The organism is Acinetobacter sp. DMC2, from assembly GCF_056314305.1.
In genome coordinates this window covers 787,706-811,447 of sequence record NZ_JBQUYP010000001.1, presented here as the reverse complement: position 1 = coordinate 811,447, position 23,742 = coordinate 787,706, and the positions used below count along the sequence as shown (strand labels likewise).

21 protein-coding genes and 1 pseudogene are annotated in these 23,742 nt (G+C 37.7%); 11 read left to right on the top strand and 11 right to left on the bottom strand.

What is annotated here, in order from left to right:
- The first annotated feature begins 143 nt into the window (after positions 1-143).
- The 6 genes from xerA (at position 144) to gyrA (ending at position 8,286) form a co-directional block, all read left to right on the top strand.
- A complete protein-coding gene (xerA, locus tag ACT53H_RS03905) occupies positions 144-1,034 on the top strand; it encodes a site-specific tyrosine recombinase/integron integrase (RefSeq protein ID WP_476008689.1) in 891 nt (296 codons plus the stop codon).
- Positions 1,035-1,495: 461 nt separating this feature from the next.
- On the top strand, positions 1,496-2,245 hold the full coding sequence (locus ACT53H_RS03900; protein WP_133747167.1) for an electron transfer flavoprotein subunit beta/FixA family protein: 750 nt from the start codon (positions 1,496-1,498) through the stop codon (positions 2,243-2,245).
- Positions 2,246-2,262: 17 nt separating this feature from the next.
- On the top strand, positions 2,263-3,195 hold the full coding sequence (locus ACT53H_RS03895) for an electron transfer flavoprotein subunit alpha/FixB family protein (protein ID WP_013197050.1): 933 nt from the start codon (positions 2,263-2,265) through the stop codon (positions 3,193-3,195).
- Between the two features lie 78 nt (positions 3,196-3,273).
- Positions 3,274-4,116: a helix-turn-helix domain-containing protein gene (locus ACT53H_RS03890; protein WP_476008653.1), complete on the top strand. Its 843-nt coding sequence runs from the start codon at positions 3,274-3,276 to the stop codon at positions 4,114-4,116.
- Positions 4,117-4,206: 90 nt separating this feature from the next.
- Positions 4,207-5,166, top strand: coding sequence for an MBL fold metallo-hydrolase (locus tag ACT53H_RS03885; RefSeq protein WP_476008652.1), 960 nt, complete (start codon positions 4,207-4,209; stop codon positions 5,164-5,166).
- A 405-nt stretch (positions 5,167-5,571) separates the two neighbouring features.
- Complete coding sequence (gene gyrA, locus ACT53H_RS03880; protein ID WP_476008651.1) at positions 5,572-8,286, top strand: DNA gyrase subunit A; 2,715 nt, start codon at positions 5,572-5,574, stop codon at positions 8,284-8,286.
- 53 nt (positions 8,287-8,339) lie between these two features.
- On the opposite strand, the gene ACT53H_RS03875 is transcribed toward gyrA, so the two are convergent.
- The 8 genes from ACT53H_RS03875 to ACT53H_RS03840 form a co-directional block, all read right to left on the bottom strand.
- Positions 8,340-9,986, bottom strand: a complete 1,647-nt coding sequence (locus ACT53H_RS03875) for an ArnT family glycosyltransferase (RefSeq protein WP_174740044.1) — start codon at positions 9,984-9,986, stop codon at positions 8,340-8,342.
- A 9-nt stretch (positions 9,987-9,995) separates the two neighbouring features.
- Positions 9,996-10,376 (bottom strand): GtrA family protein, encoded by a 381-nt coding sequence (locus ACT53H_RS03870; RefSeq protein ID WP_151964208.1) that lies wholly within the window; start codon positions 10,374-10,376, stop codon positions 9,996-9,998.
- Complete coding sequence (locus ACT53H_RS03865; RefSeq protein WP_151964207.1) at positions 10,376-11,356, bottom strand: glycosyltransferase family 2 protein; 981 nt, start codon at positions 11,354-11,356, stop codon at positions 10,376-10,378. The genes ACT53H_RS03870 and ACT53H_RS03865 overlap by 1 nt, the downstream gene beginning before the upstream one ends.
- On the bottom strand, positions 11,353-12,147 hold the full coding sequence (locus ACT53H_RS03860; protein WP_476008650.1) for a ChbG/HpnK family deacetylase: 795 nt from the start codon (positions 12,145-12,147) through the stop codon (positions 11,353-11,355). Before ACT53H_RS03860 ends, ACT53H_RS03865 begins: the two co-directional genes overlap by 4 nt.
- Positions 12,148-12,406: 259 nt before the next feature.
- A complete protein-coding gene (locus ACT53H_RS03855; RefSeq protein ID WP_476008649.1) occupies positions 12,407-13,498 on the bottom strand; it encodes an A1S_2622 family ABC transporter permease subunit in 1,092 nt (363 codons plus the stop codon).
- Positions 13,495-14,625 carry an ABC transporter permease gene (locus tag ACT53H_RS03850; RefSeq protein ID WP_476008648.1) on the bottom strand — a complete coding sequence of 377 codons (1,131 nt, stop codon included), beginning with the start codon at positions 14,623-14,625 and terminating at the stop codon, positions 13,495-13,497. Before ACT53H_RS03850 ends, ACT53H_RS03855 begins: the two co-directional genes overlap by 4 nt.
- A gap of 3 nt (positions 14,626-14,628) precedes the next feature.
- On the bottom strand, positions 14,629-15,750 hold the full coding sequence (locus ACT53H_RS03845) for an HlyD family secretion protein (RefSeq protein ID WP_013197057.1): 1,122 nt from the start codon (positions 15,748-15,750) through the stop codon (positions 14,629-14,631).
- A 12-nt stretch (positions 15,751-15,762) separates the two neighbouring features.
- Positions 15,763-17,250 carry a TolC family protein gene (locus tag ACT53H_RS03840; protein ID WP_476008647.1) on the bottom strand — a complete coding sequence of 496 codons (1,488 nt, stop codon included), beginning with the start codon at positions 17,248-17,250 and terminating at the stop codon, positions 15,763-15,765.
- Positions 17,251-17,635: 385 nt separating this feature from the next.
- Here ACT53H_RS03840 and serC point away from each other — a divergent pair, with 385 nt between their 5' ends.
- Positions 17,636-18,715: a 3-phosphoserine/phosphohydroxythreonine transaminase gene (gene serC, locus ACT53H_RS03835; protein ID WP_476008646.1), complete on the top strand. Its 1,080-nt coding sequence runs from the start codon at positions 17,636-17,638 to the stop codon at positions 18,713-18,715.
- A 59-nt stretch (positions 18,716-18,774) separates the two neighbouring features.
- Here the strand turns inward: serC and ACT53H_RS03830 are convergent, their stop codons facing one another.
- Together ACT53H_RS03830 and ACT53H_RS03825 are read right to left on the bottom strand one after the other, a co-directional pair.
- Positions 18,775-18,921 (bottom strand): hypothetical protein, encoded by a 147-nt coding sequence (locus ACT53H_RS03830; RefSeq protein ID WP_217487420.1) that lies wholly within the window; start codon positions 18,919-18,921, stop codon positions 18,775-18,777.
- 33 nt (positions 18,922-18,954) lie between these two features.
- Positions 18,955-19,896, bottom strand: a complete 942-nt coding sequence (locus ACT53H_RS03825) for a hypothetical protein (protein ID WP_174742139.1) — start codon at positions 19,894-19,896, stop codon at positions 18,955-18,957.
- Between the two features lie 245 nt (positions 19,897-20,141).
- Between ACT53H_RS03825 and ACT53H_RS03820 the strand changes: the two genes are divergently transcribed.
- Complete coding sequence (locus ACT53H_RS03820) at positions 20,142-20,630, top strand: YaiI/YqxD family protein (protein ID WP_144732160.1); 489 nt, start codon at positions 20,142-20,144, stop codon at positions 20,628-20,630.
- A gap of 7 nt (positions 20,631-20,637) precedes the next feature.
- On the top strand, positions 20,638-21,546 hold the full coding sequence (locus ACT53H_RS03815; RefSeq protein ID WP_144732157.1) for a DMT family transporter: 909 nt from the start codon (positions 20,638-20,640) through the stop codon (positions 21,544-21,546).
- Between the two features lie 29 nt (positions 21,547-21,575).
- Here ACT53H_RS03815 and ACT53H_RS03810 read toward each other — a convergent pair.
- Positions 21,576-21,656: pseudogene (locus ACT53H_RS03810) on the bottom strand (PilZ domain-containing protein); the annotation flags it as partial.
- A 149-nt stretch (positions 21,657-21,805) separates the two neighbouring features.
- On the opposite strand from ACT53H_RS03810, the gene ACT53H_RS03805 reads away from it, so the two are divergent.
- Positions 21,806-23,041 (top strand): lipoprotein-releasing ABC transporter permease subunit, encoded by a 1,236-nt coding sequence (locus tag ACT53H_RS03805; protein ID WP_004790618.1) that lies wholly within the window; start codon positions 21,806-21,808, stop codon positions 23,039-23,041.
- On the top strand, positions 23,034-23,720 hold the full coding sequence (lolD, locus tag ACT53H_RS03800; protein ID WP_005307591.1) for a lipoprotein-releasing ABC transporter ATP-binding protein LolD: 687 nt from the start codon (positions 23,034-23,036) through the stop codon (positions 23,718-23,720). Before ACT53H_RS03805 ends, lolD begins: the two co-directional genes overlap by 8 nt.
- Positions 23,721-23,742 lie beyond the last annotated feature (22 nt).

Genomic DNA, 23,742 nt, shown 5'->3' with positions numbered 1-23,742 from the left:
AAATGAAGTGTAATATATAAGGTAATGAGTTGTTATGCTGTACGATCTTAAATTTCCTGAACAACTACTTTTTGATACACTGAAAAAATAAAATGAGCAAATAAATGGAGAGCAATTTGGATTTTGCATTACAGCTGCTCTCAATGTGGTTAAAAGAAAGAAAAATTCAGAATCAGTCTGAGCACACGATTACAGCTTATGAAAGAGATGTTAAAAGCTTTCTTGAGTTCTGCGAGCTCAAACAAATTGATTTAAGAAATATTGAAGCTTCAGATTTACGTGAATATTTGGCCCAGCGTGTTGAGCAGGACCAGTTAAGTTCAAGCAGTATGCAGCGTCATCTCACTTCAATTCGCCAGTTTATGAAATGGGCTGAACAAGGTAAATATCTAGAAATTAACCCTACTGATGACTTTAAGTTAAAACGTCAGCCTAGACCTTTGCCGGGTATGATTGACATAGAAACAGTTAATCAAATTTTAGATCAGCCTATGCCTGAAAAACCAATTGATCAGCAATTATGGTTAAGAGATAAAGCCATGCTCGAGTTACTTTACTCAAGTGGTTTACGTCTGGCTGAACTGCAAGGCTTAACAATTAAAGATATCGATTTTAACCGTCAACTGGTACGTATTACCGGTAAAGGAAATAAAACCCGAATTGTACCATTTGGGAAAAAGGCGAAAGAAAGCCTATTGAATTGGCTGAAAATTTATAAAATCTGGAAAGACCATTTTGATCAAAATGCTTCTGTTTTTATTTCTCAAAGAGGCGGTGTGTTAACCCCACGGCAAATTGAAAAGCGCGTAAAGCTTCAAGCGCAAAGAGCAGGTGTGAATGTAGATTTACATCCTCATTTATTACGACATTGTTTTGCTAGCCATATGTTATCAAGTAGTGGTGATTTGCGGTCAGTACAAGAAATGTTAGGCCACAGTAATTTGTCTACGACACAAATTTACACGCATATCGATTTTGATCATTTGGCACAAGTCTATGATCAAGCTCATCCGAGAGCACAAAAGAATGAATAGATTTAAGAACAATCTTAATAACAAAGTTGATTAAAATGGCAAGTCTTATACGAATGTAGACATCATTTGTATTTTTTTAGAAATTTGTTTAAGAGAAATAGGGGAAATAGTCAAATTGACCATTTTGATCTTGGGATATTTTGTCGGTACCCCTGAGTCAAAAACATCTAATCTCGATTATTTTAAGGCGATCTTATGTTTCTGGCTAATAAGCTAAATAAGATAAAAAGATAATAAAAATCAATATATAAAATAGAGTGTAAAAAGAACGAAATAGCACCGAATAAGGCATAATATTTTTTTTATGAACTGATGGTTTCATTTTTTTTGTGCTGTTCTGGAAAATTGTGACTTGACCGAAATGCCAAACACATTGCAAGATAGGGTACCTAAAAAATTTTAATTGAAGAGTTAATATACTTTTCTCAACATTTACTTTTGCTAGAACAGCCGAGGATTACATGAAGGCTCTTGTTGCTGTAAAACGCGTGGTTGATGCCAACGTCAAAGTTCGTGTTAAGCCGGACAATAGTGGGGTTGACCTAACTAACGTTAAAATGTCAATTAACCCATTTTGTGAAATCGCAGTGGAAGAAGCGGTTCGCTTAAAAGAAAAAGGAACAGTAACAGAAATCGTTGTTGTTTCTGTGGGTCCTAAAGAAGCTCAAGAACAAATCCGTTCTGCAATGGCTTTGGGTGCAGACCGCGGTATTTTAGTTGAAACCACTGATGAAATTGGTGCTTTAGAAGTTGCTAAAATTTTAAAAGGTGTTGTTGACGCTGAAAAACCAGAACTTATCCTTCTTGGTAAACAAGCAATTGATGATGACTCTAACCAAGTCGGTCAAATGCTTGGCGCATTATTAGGTGCGGGCCAAGGTACATTCGCTTCTGAAGTGAAAGTTGATGGCGGCAAAGTACAAGTAACTCGTGAAGTTGACGGTGGTTTACAAACTGTTGAACTGGCACTTCCTGCAATCATTACAACTGACTTGCGTTTGAATGAGCCACGTTATGCAGCATTGCCTAACATCATGAAAGCTCGTAAGAAGCCACTTGATACTAAATCTCCTGCTGATTATGGCGTTACAGCTGGTACTAAGCTTAAAACTGTTAAAGTTGAAGCTCCAGCAGAACGTAAAGCTGGCGTACAAGTGAAATCTGTAGATGAGCTTGTTGAAAAATTGAAAAATGAAGCGAAAGTGATCTAATACGGAAGGATAAAATCATGAGTATTTTAGTTATCGCTGATCACAACAACCAAGTACTTAACGGTGCTACTTTAAACGTTGTTGCTGCAGCACAAAAAATCGGTGGTGATATTACTGTATTAGTTGCTGGTTCTGGTGCTCAGGCAGTTGCTGATGCTGCTGCTAAAGTTGCTGGTGTAAGTAAGGTTTTACTTGCTGACAATGCTGCTTATGCAAACCAGTTAGCTGAAAACGTAGCTGCTTTAGTTGCTGATTTAGCTAAAGGTTACAAATACGTATTAGCTGCTTCTACAACGACTGGTAAGAACATTCTTCCACGTGTTGCTGCTCTTCTTGATGTAAGCATGATCACAGACATTATTTCTGTTGAATCTGCAAATACATTCAAGCGTCCGATTTATGCAGGTAACGCGATTGCGACTGTTCAATCTGACGAAGCAATCATTGTGGGTACAGTTCGTGGTACAGCATTTGATCCAGTAGCTGCTGAAGGTGGTTCTGCTGCGGTTGAAGCAGTAAGTGACGCGAAAGATGCAGGTATTTCTCATTTTGTATCTGAAGAAATCGTTAAGCTTGATCGTCCAGAATTAACTGCGGCTCGTATCGTAGTTTCTGGTGGTCGTGGTGTAGGTTCTGGTGAGAACTACCATAAAGTACTTGATCCATTAGCTGACAAGCTTGGTGCAGCACAAGGTGCTTCACGTGCGGCAGTTGATGCGGGCTTCGTACCTAACGACTTCCAAGTGGGTCAAACTGGTAAAATCGTTGCGCCTGACCTTTACGTTGCTGTAGGTATTTCTGGTGCGATCCAGCATTTAGCTGGTATGAAAGATTCTAAAGTTATTGTTGCAATCAACAAAGACGAAGAAGCGCCAATCAACAGTGTTGCTGACTACTGGTTAGTTGGTGATTTGAACACTGTAGTACCAGAGTTAGTAAGCAAGTTGTAATTTACAGCTTGTCACTTATTCGAAAAACGCCCTTGTGCTATAAATAGCCAAGGGCGTTTTTTTATTTAGATCATCATTATGAATATTAATTATTCCGCTTCCCTAGAAGCCCCCCAATTGCATCAATCACTTGTGAGATTGGCACGGGCAGATATGGCACGAGATTATTTATGTATTCGTTCGAAAAATCAGCATGGACTATCCAATATTAAAGTTAGTCAGTTGCACATGGGGTTTATTTTATATGGGCAACAACAATTAAATCTTCAAACAAAACAAATCAATTTTAATGCCGGCGATCTATACATTATAAAACCCGATACGGTTATCGATGCAGTTAATCTGCCGGACCCTATAACGGGTGAATATCTTACTATTCTTGTGCCTATGTGTGACGAAGTCATTCAAGCTGCACAAATGATTTGGGCTAAGCCAGTTGTAGACAGAACTGAAGCAATATTAAAGTTTTCAATTGATGATTTCGCTATATCTTTAGCTGAGTGGCAAACGGCTTTATTTAATCATGACGTGGTGAAAGCACGTTTATGTATTACCGCCATACTTGTACAGTTATGCCAACAGCATTGTTCAGATGTGTTAATTGTACCTCCACCTAAATTGACAAAAATCATTCATGATTGGGTCATAGAGAATCCACAGCACCATTGGCAGTCTAGTGAGTTTGAAATGCGACTAGGTTTGAGCAGTGCCACACTGCGCCGTAAGCTTAGCCATGAAGACACATCCTTAAGAGAAACAATTACCCACGCACGGCTTACTTTTGCACTTGAGCTGTTGTATTCGAAAAAATTACCTATGAAAACTATTGCGGCAAAATCGGGATACCAGTCTGTTGCTATTTTTCGTGATCGCTTTGTAGAGCGTTATGGTATAGATCCTGCTGTTCTGGCTGCCGAATAAGTCAATTTGAGCGTTTCTTATCGCTTATTGAGCGATTTAAATAGATCAAAACCAATAGCGTTAAAGTATGAAAATACGAAGGACTCTATGATGAAATCATTAAAATCACTTACGATATTATTGCTACTGAGTGCCAGTACAGTTATACATGCAGAACAAACGCCAAGAGTACATCAAGTCGATGGTTACTTTTTACAACCAGTAGGCAACCTTAAGGTAACAGCATTGTTTGATGGGGAACTGGGACTGCCTCGTAGTGATTTACTAGGTATTTCAGCTGAAAAAGCCAATCGACTGTTTGCAGAAAACTTTGTTCCTGTAGATGAGCATAATCAAATTGTCACAGATTTCTCTGCCTATCTTGTTCAAACACCCACACAAAATATTTTAATTGATGCTGGCACTGCAAAATGTTTTGGTCCAACCTTGGGCCATGTGCGTGAAAATTTAAAGAAAGCAGGCGTACAGCCTGAACAAATAGATACCATCTTGATTACACATGCTCATCCTGATCATTTATGCGGTATTACACTTGATGGCAAAATGGCTTATCCGAATGCGAAAGTTTATCTGGCTAAAGAAGATGTAGATTTTTGGACATCGCCAGCGAATGAAGCAAAAGCTACCGATTTTTTTAAGCCAATATTTAAAATGACGAGAGATGCATTACAGCCATATCAAAAGGCAGGGCAACTCGTCGCTTTTACCAAAACCTCTTTTAACGTACCGAATGTTCAACTCATCATTACTCATGGTCATACTGAAGGGCATTTTTCATATTTAGTAGATGGGCAAAACGGTCAAAAGTTCTTAGGACTAGGCGATGTTGTGCATTACGGTGCAGTACAGTTTCCTTATCCTGATGCAAGCTACAAACCTGATACTCACTCGAATCAGGCTATAGCTGTTCGTAAGAATATCTTTGAACAAGCTTATAAAAACCACTGGTGGGTAGGGGCATCACATATTGCTTTTCCTGGCATTGGACACATTGGTAAAGGCTCAAAAGGATATCAGTGGATTCCTGCTCAATATCGGCCTACAAAATGACATTTCAAACCTATTATTAAAAGAATAATAGGTTTACAACAAGGCAAGTATATTTAAGCTAAATATTATTTATTTTGGCTAATAAACTAAGTTTTGTTTTTAAGATTAGATGAAAAGTGCTCTAAAGAGAGCACTTTTGTGTTGTCTATATTTTGGTCGAACTGTTGAGTTTTAAGAAATACATTTAAAACTAGAATTCTCTAATTTTAACTTATTAATTCTAATGAAATTTTTATTGTAAAAAAATGCTATTTTCAGATTGCTAAACTCCCAGTTAACGAGCAGTTTGTGCTATACTATACAGCTATATTTTTTTCGATTTTAGTTCAGTTTTCAGAACTAAATTTTTTGCAAGATCAAGACATATTAGCAGATGGAAATTTCTATCTGTAAGAAGGAGTATGCATGAGCGTATCGGAAATCCGACCGATTGCCATTGAGGATGAACTCAAGCATTCATATTTAGATTACGCAATGAGTGTAATCGTATCTCGTGCATTGCCGGATGTGAGAGACGGTCTGAAACCTGTTCACCGTCGTGTGCTATTTGCTATGCACGAATTGGGCAATGACTATAACAAATCCTACAAGAAATCTGCACGTGTTGTTGGGGACGTAATCGGTAAATATCACCCTCATGGTGACTCAGCTGTTTATGAAACTATTGTACGTATGGCTCAAGATTTTAGCTTACGTTATTTATTGGTAGATGGTCAGGGTAACTTCGGTTCGATCGATGGTGATAGCGCGGCAGCAATGCGTTATACCGAAGTCCGTATGACTAAGTTAGCGCACGAGCTTCTTGCAGATCTAGAAAAAGACACAGTTGACTGGGAAGATAACTACGACGGATCTGAGCGTATTCCTCAGGTACTTCCAACACGTGTTCCTAACCTGTTAATTAATGGCGCTGCTGGTATTGCCGTAGGTATGGCAACCAACATGGCACCGCATAACATGACAGAAGTTGTGAATGCATGCTTAGCCTATGCTGACAATCCGAATATCTCGATTGAAGGATTGATGGAATACATTACTGGTCCTGATTTCCCTACAGGCGGTATTATTTACGGTAAATCAGGTATTGTTGATGCTTACCGTACAGGTAAAGGCCGACTACACATTCGTGGTAAATACCATTTCGAAGAAGATGAAAAGACAGGTCGTACAACCATCGTCTTTACTGAAATTCCATATCAAGTTAACAAGGCAAGAGTTATTGAGCGTATTGCTGAGTTAGTTAAAGAGAAAAAACTTGAAGGTATTTCAGAGCTTCGTGATGAGTCTGACAAAGATGGTATGCGTATTGCAATTGACTTGAAACGCGGTGAAAACGCAGAAGTCGTTGTAAATAACTTATTCTTAAATACGCAGCTTGAAAACTCATTCAGCATCAACATGGTTTGTCTTGATAACGGACAACCAAAATTGATGAATCTGAAAGATATTATTGCGGCATTTATTCGTCACCGCCAAGAAGTAGTGACACGCCGTACCATGTTCGAATTACGTAAAGCACGTGAACGTGGTCATATCTTAGAAGGCTTAACTGTTGCTTTAGCCAATATTGATGAAATTATTGAAACCATCAAAACTTCTGCTAACCCAGCTGAAGCGCGTGAGCGTTTACTAGCAGGTGAGTGGGCTGGTGGTGGCGTTATTTCTTTACTTGAAAAAGCTGGCGCTATTTCTGTTCGCCCAGATGAAATCGAAGGTGAAAACCCAGATCGTCCATTTGGTCTAACTGAATCAATTTACCGTTTATCACCAACGCAAGTGGGTGCAATTTTAGAATTGCGTTTACATCGTTTAACGGGTCTTGAGCAAGACAAATTACATGCAGAATATACTGAAATTTTAGGTCAAATTGCTGAACTTACGGCAATTCTTAATGATTTCAATTTATTGATGGCTGTAATTCGTGAAGAATTAGCGCAAGTACTACAACAGTATGGTGATGGTCGTCGTACAGAAATTATTGAATCACGTATTGATTTTAGCCGTGAAGATTTAATTCCTGAAGAACAAGTTGTATTAACGGTTTCACAAACAGGTTATGCAAAAACTCAACCACTTTCAGACTATCAGGCTCAGCGCCGTGGTGGACGTGGTAAGTCTGCAACCTCAATGAAAGATGATGACTTTATTCAACATCTGATTGTGGCTTCAAACCATGCGACTGTACTCTGCTTTACTAACGTAGGTAAAGTGTATCGTCTTCGCGTATTTGAAGTACCTCAAGCATCACGTGGTGCTAAAGGCCGCCCGATTGTAAACTTGTTACCTTTAGATGCGAATGAAACAGTTACAGCTATCTTGCCGTTAACTGAATTCCCAGAAAACCATTATGTATTTATGGCCACAGCTTCTGGTACGGTTAAACGTGTTGATTTGGAGCAGTTTGCTAACATTCGTTCAAATGGCTTACGTGCAATTGAACTGAATGAAGAAGATACATTGATTGGTGTTGCGATTACTGATGGTAATCAGCAGATCATGTTGTTCTCGAATGAAGGCAAGGCAATTCGTTTTGCAGAAACTGACGTGCGTTCAATGGGTCGTACTGCTAAAGGCGTCCGTGGTATGCGTGTTAGCTTTGCAAGCAGCACTTTAAGTGAAGAAGATGCAGAAGTTGAAAATGATGAATCTGATGACAACGAAGATTCAGCAGATTTAAATGTCGTAAGTCGCATCGTATCGCTTGTTGTTGTTCCTGAAACGGGCGAAGTGTTATGTGCGAGTGCCAATGGTTATGGTAAACGTACTCCTGTAAATGACTTCCCAACCAAAAAACGTGGTGGTAAGGGCGTTATTGCGATTAAGACAAGTGAACGTAATGGTGAGCTTGTAGGTGCAGTATCTATTGATGAAAGCAAAGAACTGTTGCTTATTTCTGATGGTGGTACATTAGTTCGTACTCGTGCTGCTGAAGTTGCAATGACTGGTCGTAATGCACAAGGTGTTCGTCTGATTCGTTTAAGCGAAGAAGAAACTTTAGTGGGCGTTGTGTCTATTGAAGCTGTCGAAGATGAAGAGGAGTTTCTCGAAGGAGAAGTTGATACTTCAGAAGTAGATGGTGAAGATGCAGTTTCTACGAATGACGATGTGTCAGAAGAGTAAGTCTTAATTAAATAAAAAAAGGAAGCGTAAGCTTCCTTTTTTTATTGGGTTATTCATTTGTTTGAGTGGAAGATAAACACATCATAATTTCGATAATGTAGTGTTTTAACAGATGGATCTTTAGTTGCAAAATTATTAGGCTGACTTACGACAATCAAATCTTGTTTTTGTGTTAAAGCATCTTGAAGCTGTTGCTCACTCCATAAGTATTTTTTGCGTTGTGGTTCAAACAATAACCCATCTTTAATTTCTAAAGAAGCACTATCTGAATGCACTGTATCCCATTGATTCACAATATATACAGGCTGTTTTAGCTGTAAAAGGAAAGGCACATCATAGAAATAGTAATTGTAGAAAACTATTTTTGTTGATGGTGTCATATATTCAGAAAAACTCGTTTGTCCCACATTATTTTTGGTATCTAAAATACGAACGGCAAAAGGGACTGAACTACACAAAACAATTAAACTGATAAAAATATAGTTCAAATAGTTTAATTTCTGCTTTTTATATAACCAGACTAAAGCCAGTGGAAGCACAACTAATAATGCGCCAATGATATAAATAAATACCGCTTGGTTTTGGAAAAAGGGTTGATGGGCACGCATAAAATGCGGTGTAGCAGCAATACCTATTCCAACAAACATAATAAATATAGGTAAACCCCAAACCTGTAATTTGGTTTTATAGTCACTTTCAATTACATGGTTGATAACAAGAGCCAAGAAAACAGCGAGCGGGGGCACAGCTGGTAAAATATAGCCAGCTAGCTTAGATGGAGGAATAGAGAAGAAAACCGTAACAGAAATAAACCACCATACAAGTAAGGCTAGTAAAGCGGATTTCTTATAATTTTGAAATACGGCTTTAATAGATTGAAATCTACTCGAAAGAATCCACGGTAAAAAACTGACAAATAAAATAAGCAGATAGAAACACCATGGTTGCTTATTATTAAACTCTTTTGAGCTGAATCGACTAAATTGCTGGTCTATAAAGAAATAATGTAAAAATTGAGGGTATTTAAGTTGAACTGCATAGAGCCATGGACTAACCAATAATATAAATAGCAAAATCGCCAAAGGGTTAAGCAATGACGGGATTTTTTTCCATTGTTTGGTGTAAAGCAACCACGGTAAGAGAATCATACCGGGAATTAACACACCAATCAGGCCTTTACTTAAGAACGCAGCCGCGCCTGCAAAATATCCTAAAAATAAAATAGATTTGCGTGCTGAAATTGTGAAATCAACAAAACATAAAACACTGACTGTAATCCATGAAGCAAGCAGTAGGTCATGGTTAATATATTCACTACTACCAAAAAACAATAAATTGGTGCCTAAAATAATGGCAGTAAGTTGTGCTACACGTTCTGAAATGTGCTTTCTAACGAATAAGAATAGGCTGACGAGCATGAGTGTAGCTGCTAGCACTGGAACTAATCTCAACACCCAAATATGCATACCGAACAGTTCCATAAATATAGAACTTAACCAGTGTAATAGAGGGGGTTTATGCATAAATGGCAAGCTATTGATACGGGGAATCAACCAATCTCCCGACTCAAACATAGATCGACTAATATCTCCGTAGCGTCCTTCATCTGGCACAGAGAGAGGTCTTATCCAAGACAGAACAAACAACCAAATCGGTAAAAATATTAATAAGAATTTGGAACTACGAAGCCATTGCTGCATACATAATCCTTAATGTTGAAATGCAAAAAAACGATTAAGCAAGAAAGTCACAATTGAAGTCAGGACAATAGCCACACAAACCAATGTTGAAACAGGGGCGCTGAAATACAAATTAGAAAGTAAGAGAAAACTCTCATTGAATAAAAAACCTAATCCAGCGACTAATGTAAATTTGGGTAGTGTGCGTCGATGAGAAATATGCTGAGCTTTAAAAGTAAAAATACGATGCCCAAAATAGCTCACCCAATAGGCAAGTAGAAAGGCCACTAAATTGGCATACTGCAATGCAATGTTTCGTTTAAACAAGAGCATGACAATACTGTAGTGTGTAAGTGCCGCTGCGGCCCCAGTCGTGGTAAACCGCGCAAGCTGAAAAATATGTGCAAACATTAGAAACTAGAGAACGTATTTTCGGAGTGAGTGATTGGGTGTTCTTGCTTAATACGAGAATGTTCAGTTGAAACAATATATTTTGGTCGATTTTTAACTTCTGCATAAATTCGGCCAATGTATTCACCTAAAATTCCAATGAATAACAATTGAATGCCACCTAATAGCGTCATACCTGCTGCAAGAGTTGCCCAACCAGGTACAGAAATTCCTTCAATCAGAGTTTTAATAATGATCCAGACACCATAACTCATAGCGCCTAAAGCCAATAGGGCACCTAGATAAATACAAATTCGTAAAGGTAAATCTGAAAACCCAGTTAGACCCGACATTGCCAGATTGAATAATGACTTTACGTTAAAACTAGAACGACCATGTTGACGTTCTTGCTCCGAGAAATTGATTCCGATACTTTTAAAACCGACCCAAGCATATAGTCCTTTCATATAGCGATTTTTTTCTGGTAATTGTTTAATCGCCTCGACAACTTTTGCATCTAGAAGTCTAAAGTCACCAGCACTTTCAGGAATATCAATAGGCGAGCTTAAGTTTAATATGCGGTAATAACCGTGGGTTAAGGTTCGTTTTAACCATGATTCAGTGGTACGGTTTCGAATGCCATAAACCATGTCATAACCATTTTTCCAAAGGTTAATCATGGTCGGAATTGCTTCAAAAGGATGTTGAAAGTCAGCATCAATGAGTAGCGCAACTTCACCATTTACATGGTCTAAACCTGCGCTTAAAGCAGCTTCCTTACCAAAATTTCGTGATAATTCCAGTACAACTAAAGGATAATCTTCGATCATCGTTTGCAAGATCGGAATAGTATCGTCCTTACTGCCATCATCGACCACAATAATTTCATAGCTAAGATTTTGTTGCTTTAAGCTGTTTGCTAAAGCTGGAATAAATGTCTTTAAATTCTCGGCTTCGTTATAAGCGGGAACAACGCAGGATAAAAAAGGTTTTGTGCTCATTGCATTGCCCCTAGTCTAGTAAGTTGGATGCCATTTTTCTGGCAATCAAGAGGGAACTGATCAGAAGAAAAATATTGGTATTCTTGGATCCGTGCATGCTGGATCGGATCTTGCTCACTTGGTGTAGAAAGTGAGGGATGGCACATAATCAGTAAGTGGTCTTTTGCTTGAGCAAGCCAATATTGATTCAGTTCGGCATAATCAGTTTGTTTAAAGTCATAGATACCAGCGAAATATTCATTTTGGCTAAACTGGTAGGTCTGGCATGCCTTTGCTAAGGCATTTGATCCAAGTGCAGAAAGCATATGAGTTTTAAAACGATAATGGGGTAGATAAATTGGATGTTGTAAATTACGTATCCAACCAGTGAAATTTTTCTCTTTTAAAAGTTGTAGCAAAATATCCCGTATAAACGGAAATTGATGAATATGTTGGTGCCCATCAATAAAATCGGGTTGTTTTCCCATGACTGAAACAAATGCATCCCATTGCTCTTCAATACACTTGGTAATTAATTCACGATTAAGATTTGATGACCATGCACGAAACATGAGTGCAGGTAATGAGAAAACCGTATTACCTGAAGTAAACGCATGAGTGAGATTTAAATGTAAACCAATATCAATTTGATTCGAGAAAGGTTTGAGTTTGGCAGCAGCTGTTTCCCAGAGTTCAGATTGGGTCATACATGAGGTCGCTTGCAGTACTCCTCTTTCAATTAACTGAATAATTGCATGAGATATCTCTGCATTCATTGCAAAGTCATCTGCGCAATAACATACCTTTGCCATATCAAATTCCGTCATAGAACAGGGTAGCAGAGTTACCCTTTTAGGCTGCTGAAAAACTAAACAGTTTTACTATGGAGAAATTTCCTTAATTTCAACTTAAAGTTTTTTTAAGGTTTTATGACAATTGTTACTAATTAATAATTTGAATTTATTGATTTTTATATATTTTTATGGTCAATAATTTTTAAGAAATGACTTTTAACTATCAGATTTCATAGTAAATAAAAATATAATTTATGCTCCAAGTTTAGAAAACTCTTCACTTGGAACTTTTTAAACGTGAATATGCCCAGATTAAAAAAATAAGACCGATTGTCGTAAGAAATATCAGTTTTGGTACAACTGTGGCTAACGGAACACCCATCTGATTAAGTTGTACAAACATTTGTACTCCATGTGTTGATGGTAAACACCACGCGAACCATTGTAGCCATTCAGGCATTGCTTGATGTGGCCATGCAGCGCCAGTTAATAAGAATAAGGGTACAGAGCTAAACACAATAATATGTCCGGCACGTTCTGGTATATCTAAAAGTGAACCAATCAGCATACCTAATCCAATCACACAACTAATAAAAATAGGAACAGCAACGAGTAAACCAATGAAGTTTCCACCGTGTGGATAGTCGTTGAACCACAAGGTAAAACCAAAAAGATAAAAACTGCTTAAACAACCAATGGTAAATATACTTGCAAAAATTCCAGCGAAGCGAACAGCTGTAATTTTTTGGTGTTGCTCACGATAGCTTGCAATTAACATCGCTAAACCTAACACAATGGTTTGATGAATAATTAAAGATGCAACAGCCGGAAAAATATAACTTCCATAGCCTGAAAGGGGGTTAAATAAAGGGACTTGATGAATAGAAAGCGCGGGTTGGAAATGTGTGCGCTCTCCAAATTTTTCGACATATTCTTTTAAGGTGGCTTCAATGGATGTAGCTAAGCCTAAACCAATTTCTTTAGTTTTTAAAAAGTTGGTTGTACTTAAATATAAGCCAATTCCGCCAGTTTCTCCGCGGCGTAGGCTCTGTGTTAAGTTATTGGGTAAAAGCAAAATACCATCTGCTTTTTGTTCACGAACCATCTGTTCTGCTTGTAAGAAATTGCTTGTAACAGTAACAATATGAACATGGGGACTATTTGCACTTTGACCGATTAATTGAGAAGTTAAGAGACTTTGCTCTTCATCAACAATGACAATAGGAATTGATTCTGCCCGCTCAGCTTTATAGGCGGTAGGGTAAAAAAAACTATAAAGAATGACCGATAAAATCAGAGTCGTGAAAACTGAACTATTCCTTACAATATCTTTAAAAGTTTGCAAATATGCATTTAAAAACTCTTTCATTGTGCTGCCCCCTGAATTAATTTTTTAAGAAGCAAACAACTTACGAAGAAATAAATAAGGCAATAACCGATGAGTATTAAAAAAGGAATTATTGAAATGAAAACTGGACTTCCAATTACCCATTGTTCAGTTTGTAGCTTGGCATAAGGGGTATAGGGAATAATGAGTGACCAAAACTTGGTGAAAATAGGAGCATTATTCAAAGGCAGAGTAACGCCTGCGAAACTTAAAGAGGACCCACCATAGACAGCGATAAAGCCAAAAGTTTTGCTTAAATTTTTGGTTGCTAAAATAACTGTGCTGCTAATCAAAGCGTAGGCAAAATAAAGTAGGAATTGTGCGCATAGCAATAAGCTAAGAGAACCCGCTACAAACCAGCCACGGATTTCGACTAGCCAAAACATCCATAACCATGTCCAGAAACAAAAAATAAGACTATAGAGCAAATTTTTAGCCAATAAACCTTGAATAAAACTTTCTCGGTTAACCCACTGGGTTAATGTGCCACGTTTCAGTTCTTGTCCAATGGCAAAGGCAACACAGCAGCATAGCAATAGATGCAATACGGCTGGAACCATGAAGGGTTCTAAATAAAACTCATAGCTCATGCTTGGGTTATAAAGCGTTGAGATTTTGACATGAGCGGTAGGAACATCTAAATAGGGAATATTATTTGCGAGATAACTCTGGCCTGCATAGTCTGCTAAAGCATTGAGGGTACTGACCAACATTGCAGAGGAAATCGTATTCCCGACACTAAAAAAAGACTGGTTAAATGCAATGCTGATTTGAGCATCTTGCGCTTTCACAAAGCGTTTTTCAGCGCCGTCTGGAATGAAAACATAGCCCCATATTTGGGTTTCATTGAGTAGTTGTTCCGCTTCTGTGGAGCTTGCCGTAACTGTTTTAATATCTACCGTATGATTTAAAGAAAGATACTTTTCAATATTACGGCTGAGTTCACTTTGGTCCTGATCAATAATCGCAATTGGTAAGTGTTCAGCTTTACCCGCGTAGAACATGCTGCTAAACATAAAAATGATAAAAGCGGGGATGAGTGTCACCATACACAAATCCCATTTGTTGCTTTTTAGATAGTTTAGTTCACGTAATATACTGGCAAACATGCTTTATTTTTCTTCTTTAATTTTAAATAGAACACTCATCCCAACTTTTAAATCTTGCACTGGACGCTCAGGCACAAGATGCAATTTAAAGCTGCGAATGTCATAGCCTCCAGTTTGGCGAGTCGTTTTTATGGTGGCAAATTCACCTTCAGCATCTATATTCTTAATTTTAAAATTCACATTCTGATTAAGTGCTGGAATGAATCCTTCAAGGGTTTTATTTTTATAAACAGAGGCATATTGATTTTCACCCACGTTTAAACTTACCCATAAATCATCATCTTCTAAAATGCTGACAACAGGAACACCCATAGCGACTAATTCAGAAGGTTTACCATAAGTTTTTGAAACCGTACCTGAAATAGGAGAGAGTAAACGTGTTTCTTCCTCTAGTGCTTTTGCTTCACCTACAGCTGCTTTTGCAATTTCAACCTGTGCATCTGCTGTAGATTTTTGTTGGCTCGTACTACCACGTTTTGCACGAGCATATTGTTGATAAGAGGCTTCACTTAATTCTTGAGCAGAAGTTTGTGCTGCAAGCATTTCATCTCGTCTTTGACGCGAAATGACGCCTTGTCTATATAAATTTTCACCACGTTGGTAAGTAGTTTTTGCAAGGTTTGCTTGTGCTTTCGTACTTTGCCAGTTTGCATAAAGTGTATCGATATTCTCTTGTTGAGAACCACGATCTACCGTAGATTGAAATGCTAAAGCAGATTGTAAGGTAGCCAAAGCCTGTTGTTTTTTAGCTTCTATTTCCGGGCTAACCAAACGAACAAGTGGCTGGCCTTTGGAAATTTTCTGGCCTTCTTGTACATATATTTCTTCAATACGACTCGGAACTTTTGTACTTACATGAATTGTTTCGGCTTCAACTCGGCCTTGTAGTTCAATAGGCTTTGGCTGATAACTTTTCCACAAACCAAAAATAATTAAACCTAATAGGGCAATAATGATTACACCAATGATCAGTTTAATTTTTGAATTTTTAGGTGGTTTGGAGTCACTTTTATTTGTGCTTGATTCTTGATGATCACTCGCTTGATCATCTTTTTGAACTTGGTTGGTTTCTGCTGTATCCGCAACAGGAGCATCTTGTTCTGAATGAGCTGAGTCTTGATTCATTTTATACTCCCCTTAACGAATATAGTCGGTATGTGGTTGATTAACGTATGCTTTAAACTCATCAATTGAGCCGTGACTTTGTAGTAAAGTCGCGAGTGACATGACATATTTATAAGCATTTAAAGCCATTTCAGTTTTTAACGCACTTAATGCATTTTGTGCATCAATCACTTGGGTTGCTGTACCCATTCCTTCACGGAAAGAAAGCTCTTGGATACGTAGGTTTTCTTGAGCGGCATTTACGTTTCTTTGTAAGAGCTGATGACTTTGTTGAGCAGAGTTAAGTTCGTTATATGACTTATTCAAAAGAGCTTCGATCTCTTGTTTAGTTCGTTCAGTCATGAGTTCAGAGGCATAGCGCTTCAATTCGGCAGCGTGAATATTCTTATTTTTATCTACACCTGAAAATAGGTTGTATTTTGCCATTACACCGACAATCCAGTTTTCATTTTTATCGAGAGCATATTCACCAAAGGCAAAAAGACTTGGTTTTTTTGCAGCTTCCTGAGCTTGAATATTTACATTAGCTAGTTGAGTATCCATCTGCATTTTTTGTACAAGGCTAGATTTTTGTGAATAACTGGTTAAAAGAGATTCTAGAGACTGGCTTGGGGTGTTATTTACAAATAGTGGCGTACTTAAATCTATATTGTTTTGTTGATGTAAAAGATTATTAAGACTAAAGCGACTGGCATTTAAGTTGGCTTGAGTATTTTGTAAAGTACGTTCCGCATTATTACGGGCGACTTCAAATTGCATGCGTTGCCCTTTACTAATAAATCCTTGTTGTTCGAGCTTTAGAGCATTGCTGTAATGTTTCTGCATTGCATTAAAGTTAAATAAACTACTTGCTACCAGTTGCTGCTGTAATTGAACATTAAAGTAACTTTGTACCACTTCAAACCGCTGTATATCTTGTTGTTGCTGGCTTGAAAGCTCCGAACGCTGTGCTTGAATATTTGCTAGTTTTTTTGCACTGCTGGTTAAACCACCTGTATAGAGTGGCATAACGACTGAAATAGAAGGGCGCACAACCTGATCTTCAATGGTCAGATTCGCATAATCTGGAAAGCGGTTTATACCGTCATGTATGGTTTGATTGGCGCCTTCTTGAACTTGTCCCAGCACATCCGATGGAATGACATTGTTCCACTGTGAAAGTTTGTCATTTAGTCCTTGACTTAAATCATTCTCAAGTTTTTGTTTAAAAGAGCCAAGAGGTACATCTGTTTCACTGTGAAAAGCATAGGCTCTCACATTTAAATCAACTCGAGGTAATCCGAGGCCCTTTACTGCTTCAGCTTCTAATTGAGATGCTTGCTGTAATGCTTGGTTGGCTTGGGTGCTATATGAACTTTTCAAAGCTTGTTGTTCTGCTTCTGCATAACTTAAGCTTTGGGCATATAAATGATTAGTGAAAAAAAAGCCTAAAGCCAAAGCAAGATGTTTAGGTTTAAATAGAAAGGGAAAAATAGACTGTCTATATCGATGTGCTGGCATTTTAAATAACAATTTCTGGCATCCCTTATAGTTTAAATTTCTTGTTATTAAATTCAATTATCATATTGTTTATTATACATTTGTATAAAAACATTTTGATTTTAGCTCCTTTAATTATTGAATTTACTAAGCCAATATTTTTTCTAATATCTACCAAGGTATGTGAAATTATAATCACAAGTCAAGTTGATCTTTTTGCTTAAAAATCTTTTTAAATTTGGAAGGCAGTAATTAAAAGTAAGTAAATAACGATACTAATAATTGAAAAAATAAACTTAAATACAGTCCAGCATTGAAATATTTACTTGAGAAGCTGCTGCAAGCTTAAGCAATCTGTGGTTAAATGCCATTTTTATTGTGTTTGACTTTATACAAGGGAAAAATCATGCGCGCGTACAATTTCTGTGCTGGTCCTGCTGCATTACCTACTGCCGTTTTAGAAAAAGCTCAACAAGAATTGTTGGATTGGCAAGGTAAAGGTCTATCCATCATGGAAATGAGTCATCGTAGTGCTGACTATGTTGCTGTGGCTGAAAAAGCTGAAGCAGATTTACGCAAGTTAATGAATATTCCAGAAAACTATAAAGTACTGTTTTTACAAGGCGGTGCGTCATTACAATTTTCTGCGATTCCTTTAAACCTTTTGGGTAAGAACAGTAAAGCTGATTATATTGATACAGGCATCTGGTCTGAAAAAGCGTTAAAAGAAGCTCAACGTTATGGCGACATTAATGTTGTAAAAGCTGGTATTAAAGTAGATGGCAAGTTCGCAATTTCTGAGCAAAGCGAATGGAATTTGTCTGATGATGCAGCATATGTACATTATGCAGATAATGAAACGATTGGTGGTTTACAGTTCGCAGGAATTCCTGATGTAAAAGCTCCACTCGTTTGTGACTATTCATCAAGCATTTTATCTGCTCCATTAGATGTGACCAAGTTTGGTTTGATCTATGCTGGCGCTCAAAAAAATATTGGTCCTGCTGGTTTAACCATTGTCATTATTCGTGATGACTTACTTGATCAAGCTAAACCAGAAATTCCAAGTATTTTAAAATATAGTGACCAAGCGAAAAATGGTTCTATGGTAAATACACCATCAACTTATGCATGGTACTTGTCTGGTTTAGTATTTGAATGGTTGCTAGAGCAGGGTGGGGTAGATGCGATCCATAAAGTTAACCTTGAAAAAGCTCAGTTGCTCTATGGTTATATCGACTCAAGTGATTTCTACAATAACCCGATTGCAATTCCAAACCGTTCAATTATGAATGTACCGTTTACTTTGGCAGACGAAGCTTTAGACAAGCAATTCTTAAAAGAAGCGGAAGCAAACCATTTGTTGAATTTAGCTGGACACCGTTCTGTAGGTGGTATGCGTGCAAGTATTTACAACGCTGTACCATTAGAAGGCGTGCAGGCTTTAATTAGCTTTATGGATGATTTTGCAAAACGTAATGGTTAAGCAAATCAAATAAATAAAGCCCTCAACTGAGGGCTTTATTTTTGAATAAATTTTATAAACTAAAAAGGCACTAAACCAAGTTGGTGCATGAATATGGCAGCTAAAAACATACCCAATACAAAAAAGCAAAACGCACCAGTATCGACCTTTACGCGCAGGTTACTAGATTGAATGAGGCTGGTAGTTTGTTCGGGTATAATCTTCATTCAATAACCTAATTATTAAAATATTAGTGAAATTCAATTAGTTTCACCCTTTTTAGCACAAATAGTCGCCTGAATCCAGATATTACCGCGAATATATTCGCCAATATTAAAGTTTTTATACAAATCGTTTTTGGTCGCAATGCGCACTAATATGGCAGGAAGATCATCTTCTAAAACCAAAGTGACATCATAAAGGGTATATTCTTCCCCCATAAATGTCATAGAAGTTTTGCCAACAATATTACCTTGGAACCATGCCTCATCTTCTTGACCAAGATTTTCGCCATATAAATATGCAACCATTTTAGAAAAATCAACAGTTACAGGTTCTTGATCTTCTGGAGTTTTTGGCTGCCATTCATTAATGAGCTCCTGTAAGTTTTCAGGAGCAATACCATTATGTTCAGTCAAAATTGCATTTAATGCACGGTGATGTTTAATTGAAGCTGGGTCATCAACAACAATTTTTTCGCCTGCTGGAACGGGTTCTAATTCATAAGCCCATGCATTAAATTGAACTTGATAGTTTTGATTTTTGTCATATTGACAAGCGTTAACGCTAAATAAATTATCAAATGCATAAACGGTTGTATTTTTATTTAGTCTTAAACTTAACACGGCTTGCGTTGCAGAGTCACAAGTAATGATACGTTCAATTTTTGCATTATATTGATATGGACTTTCAAAACTTGGAAAGGCTGTTTTGAGTGCTCGCGGCTTTTGGTTTTCAACCGCAATAATCTGGTTGATTGTAACTTTTTGGTTTTGTGGACCTTGAATCAACCAAAAAGATTGATCCATATCTTCTTCATGTTCGCATAAGCCCATCGGCATTACTGGTGCATCAAGTGCTAGTCCTAACCATTTTGGTACATCTGTTTCAGGATGGGACGTCAATAGATTCCAATGTTCGCCATGACTACCAAAATTTTGGTCATTTACTTTAATTACTTCTGGACTGTTTTGATTTTTCATAAGCACGATGCTGTTGGGTTCACATTACTTGTTATATTAAATCGAGGGTGTTTACTATTTTTCAAGTCATCATGTGTAAATTCTCTTGTAAAAGCACATATTTAGTCATTTAAAGAGAAATGCGGCTTCTATTTATAAATTAAAAGGAAGCTTCCTCTATAAAAACTTGAATGTTGAAATTAAAAATAAGTTTAATGTTTATTTCTACTCACCTTCGAAAAGCATCTGTTAGACTTAGATTTTTAGTGGAAATAGAGAATAACGTGCTGCCATTTAAGCTATGGGTAGACGCAGACGCCTTACCAAAAATTTTACGTGAAGTAATTTTGCGCGCATCAGATCGTTATCAATTAGAAGTTATTTTTGTTGCCAATCAGAATGTTGGGATTACACCTTCTGTTCGTATTAAGTCAATACAGGTTTTAAGTGGTGCAGATCAGGCCGATAAAGAAATAGTTGATCGTATGAATGAAAATGACATTGTCATTACGCAAGATATTCCACTGGCAGCTCAAGTGATTGAGAAAGGAGGCGTTGCTATTCATCCACGTGGTGAAGTCTATACAACGGCGAATGTTAAAGCACGTTTACATCTGCGTGATTTCATGGATACGCTTCGTGGTGCGGGTGTGCAAACTGGTGGACCGCCGCCTATTTCCGAACGAGATAAGCGTGAATTTTCAAGTTCATTAGATCAAACAATTTTAAAGCAAAAACGTAAAACAGCTAAGTGAGCGTCACATGCCATCGCAAACCAATTTGGCTTTAACTTATGCCTTGTTAGTGTTCATTTGGGCAACCACTCCATTGGCTATTGTTTGGAGTGTGTCTGATTTACATCTGATGTGGGCATTGTTGTTACGCTTTTTTATTGCATTGCCTTTGGCAGTAATCATATTACTGATTTTAAGAACACCTTTTCCGACTCATCGACAAGCAATTCATAGCTACATTGCCGGATCTTTTAGCTTAATTGGTTCCCAAATTTTTACTTATGCCGCAACCCAATATTTAAGTTCAGGCATGATTGCACTTATGTTTGGCTTAGCACCTATTATGGCAGGGCTTATTGGTCGGTTTGCATTTGGTCAACAACTTTATAAGCTGCAATGGCTGGGCATGGCAATTGCTGTCAGTGGGTTAGCGATTATTTGTTTGAGCGGTGCAAATCAGCACGTGCATCCGTTTGGTATTGTCCTTATGCTGATCAGTGTGTTTGTTTATTCTTTTTCAATTTTCTGGGTTAAGAAAGTTAATGCCCAGATCCAGCCGATGGCTCAGGCAACAGGTTCTATTTTAGTGTCTTCTATTTTTGCTAGTTGTTTTATTCCATTTATTTGGCAATATGCACCGACACATTTGCCAGAAGCTAAATCTTTATTTGCCCTAATTTATACGGTACTCATGGCTTCATTAGTCGCCATGTTTTGTTATTTCAAACTTATACAAAATATTCAGCCAACGACTTTATCTTTAACGACAGTAATTACACCAATGTTAGCGATGATGATTGGAGCTGCTTTAAATCATGAACAACTTTCGATTATGGTTTTTGTAGGGGCTTTAATTATCTTGTCTGGGCTCTTTTTATATTTCTATAAAGACATTCAGGCAAACCGGAACTTTGCTCAACATATGAAGTCTAAATAGGAGAAGATTTGGGTAATTTGTTGAGCTTATTCATTAAATTGTTCTAATTCGTAGCGAAATGCATGATCAAATTGATCTCCTAACTTAAGTAGTAGAAAATAGCGCAGCAATATAATATTAGGATTGTTAAGGAAAGATCAGAACTTACTGATTTTTAAACCTTAATACAGCATCTAACGATATGGCCAAATAGTAAATGTGAATGTAATTTGACATTGGCATCTGCTATTTCCCATCAATCACCTTGGATTTAGAAGGTATGTTTAAACCAATCTCACTGTATATAGGGTTGAGATATACTCGCGCAAGACGCAGTAATCATTTTATTTCTTTTATTGCATTGGTTTCGATGGTCGGTTTGACACTAGGTGTCGCAGTGCTGATTACGGTACTTTCTGTAATGAACGGTTTCGATCGCGAATTGAAAAACCGTGTTTTGGGAATGGTGCCGCAAGCGACAGTTTCATCTACACAAATCCTCACGGATTGGCCTGAACTGGTAAAACGAGTTGAACATCATCCACATGTAACTGGGGTTGCACCTTTTACCCAATTGCAAGGTATGTTAACCGCGCAAGGGCAAGTCGCTGGTATTATGGTGACGGGTATTGACCCAAAATATGAAAAAAATGTGTCTATCATTCAAAATCATATTGTTGCCGGGAGTCTAGATTCACTTAAAAAGGGTGAGTTTGGTATTGTGCTTGGTAAAGATATGGCTGATTCATTGGGCTTACGTCTAAATGACAGTGTGACATTGGTTTTACCTGAAGCAACGCCATCTCCAGCCGGTGTTGTACCTCGTTTCAAGCGTTTTAAAGTGGTGGGTATTTTTAGTGTAGGCGCTGAAGTCGACTCTATGGTGGGTTATATCGCTCTATATGATGCTTCAACCTTATTACGCTTACCTGATGGTGCTCAAGGTGTTCGTTTAAAACTAGATGATATTTTTGCAGCACCACAAGTTGCCGATGACTTGGTAAAAAGTTTACCAAGCAATTTCTATGCAACGAACTGGACCTATACGCATGGCAACCTATTTAATGCCATTCAAATGGAAAAAACACTAGTTGGTTTATTGCTTGTACTTATCATTGTGGTTGCAGCATTTAATATTGTTTCGTCGTTAGTCATGGTTGTGACTGATAAAAAATCAGATATTGCCATTTTACGTACATTAGGCGCGTCGCCATCAATGATTACTAAAATCTTTATGGTGCAAGGCACCGTGATTGGTGTAATTGGTACAGTTGCAGGTACGGTTTTAGGTGTAATTTTAGCTTTAACCATTAGCGATATCATTTCATGGTTTAACAATGTATTGGGCTTAAATCTATTTGATGCTTACTTCGTGCATTACCTTCCTTCTTATTTAAGATGGCAAGATGTGACGATTATCGTGATTGTTTCTTTACTTTTAAGCTTCTTGGCGACTATTTATCCGGCGCTTCGTGCTGCCAAAGTTCAACCTGCCGAGGCACTGCGCTATGAGTAAAATTGTTTTAGAAGCGAAAGAAATATATAAACATTTTGATGATGGTAAATCTAAGGTTGAAGTCATTAAAGGTCTTTCTTTACAAGTTGAAGCAGGGCAGTTTGTTTCGATTGTTGGTGCAAGTGGTTCAGGTAAAAGTACTTTGCTTCATGCGTTAGGTGGTCTAGAGCAACCAACACAGGGACAAGTATTTTTAAATGGTCAGCGTTTTGATAATTTAGGTGAAGCCGAACGTGGTTTTCAACGTAACAAATACCTTGGTTTTGTTTATCAATTCCACCACTTATTACCTGAGTTTTCTGCGCTTGAAAATGTGGCAATGCCTTTAATGCTTCGAGCAGACAGTCAATACAAATCGGTAAAAGCGCAAGCTGAATATTTACTAGATCGAGTGGGATTATCTCACCGTATGGATCATAAACCTGGTGAGCTTTCAGGTGGTGAGCGCCAACGTGTTGCTTTGGCGCGTGCTTTAGTCACTAAACCTGCCGTAGTTTTAGCAGATGAGCCAACGGGTAATTTGGACCGTAAAACAGCTGTTGGTATTTTCGAATTACTGACTGATCTTAAGAAAGAGCTTAATATGGCTATGCTTATTGTGACCCATGATGAGCAGTTGGCTCAGGCAGCAGATTCAATCTTGCATATGGAAGATGGTCTGTGGGTAAGCGGTTCTTAAAAAATTGTCATTAAATCACATT

Coding starts and splice junctions, on each gene's coding strand:
- xerA (WP_476008689.1), top strand. CDS start 144: ATGTGGTTAAAAGAAAGAAAAATTCAGAATCAGTCTGAGCACACGATT.
- ACT53H_RS03900 (WP_133747167.1), top strand. CDS start 1,496: ATGAAGGCTCTTGTTGCTGTAAAACGCGTGGTTGATGCCAACGTCAAA.
- ACT53H_RS03895 (WP_013197050.1), top strand. CDS start 2,263: ATGAGTATTTTAGTTATCGCTGATCACAACAACCAAGTACTTAACGGT.
- ACT53H_RS03890 (WP_476008653.1), top strand. CDS start 3,274: ATGAATATTAATTATTCCGCTTCCCTAGAAGCCCCCCAATTGCATCAA.
- ACT53H_RS03885 (WP_476008652.1), top strand. CDS start 4,207: ATGAAATCATTAAAATCACTTACGATATTATTGCTACTGAGTGCCAGT.
- gyrA (WP_476008651.1), top strand. CDS start 5,572: ATGAGCGTATCGGAAATCCGACCGATTGCCATTGAGGATGAACTCAAG.
- ACT53H_RS03875 (WP_174740044.1), bottom strand. CDS start 9,986: ATGCAGCAATGGCTTCGTAGTTCCAAATTCTTATTAATATTTTTACCG.
- ACT53H_RS03870 (WP_151964208.1), bottom strand. CDS start 10,376: ATGTTTGCACATATTTTTCAGCTTGCGCGGTTTACCACGACTGGGGCC.
- ACT53H_RS03865 (WP_151964207.1), bottom strand. CDS start 11,356: ATGAGCACAAAACCTTTTTTATCCTGCGTTGTTCCCGCTTATAACGAA.
- ACT53H_RS03860 (WP_476008650.1), bottom strand. CDS start 12,147: ATGGCAAAGGTATGTTATTGCGCAGATGACTTTGCAATGAATGCAGAG.
- ACT53H_RS03855 (WP_476008649.1), bottom strand. CDS start 13,498: ATGAAAGAGTTTTTAAATGCATATTTGCAAACTTTTAAAGATATTGTA.
- ACT53H_RS03850 (WP_476008648.1), bottom strand. CDS start 14,625: ATGTTTGCCAGTATATTACGTGAACTAAACTATCTAAAAAGCAACAAA.
- ACT53H_RS03845 (WP_013197057.1), bottom strand. CDS start 15,750: ATGAATCAAGACTCAGCTCATTCAGAACAAGATGCTCCTGTTGCGGAT.
- ACT53H_RS03840 (WP_476008647.1), bottom strand. CDS start 17,250: ATGCCAGCACATCGATATAGACAGTCTATTTTTCCCTTTCTATTTAAA.
- serC (WP_476008646.1), top strand. CDS start 17,636: ATGCGCGCGTACAATTTCTGTGCTGGTCCTGCTGCATTACCTACTGCC.
- ACT53H_RS03830 (WP_217487420.1), bottom strand. CDS start 18,921: ATGAAGATTATACCCGAACAAACTACCAGCCTCATTCAATCTAGTAAC.
- ACT53H_RS03825 (WP_174742139.1), bottom strand. CDS start 19,896: ATGAAAAATCAAAACAGTCCAGAAGTAATTAAAGTAAATGACCAAAAT.
- ACT53H_RS03815 (WP_144732157.1), top strand. CDS start 20,638: ATGCCATCGCAAACCAATTTGGCTTTAACTTATGCCTTGTTAGTGTTC.
- ACT53H_RS03805 (WP_004790618.1), top strand. CDS start 21,806: ATGTTTAAACCAATCTCACTGTATATAGGGTTGAGATATACTCGCGCA.
- lolD (WP_005307591.1), top strand. CDS start 23,034: ATGAGTAAAATTGTTTTAGAAGCGAAAGAAATATATAAACATTTTGAT.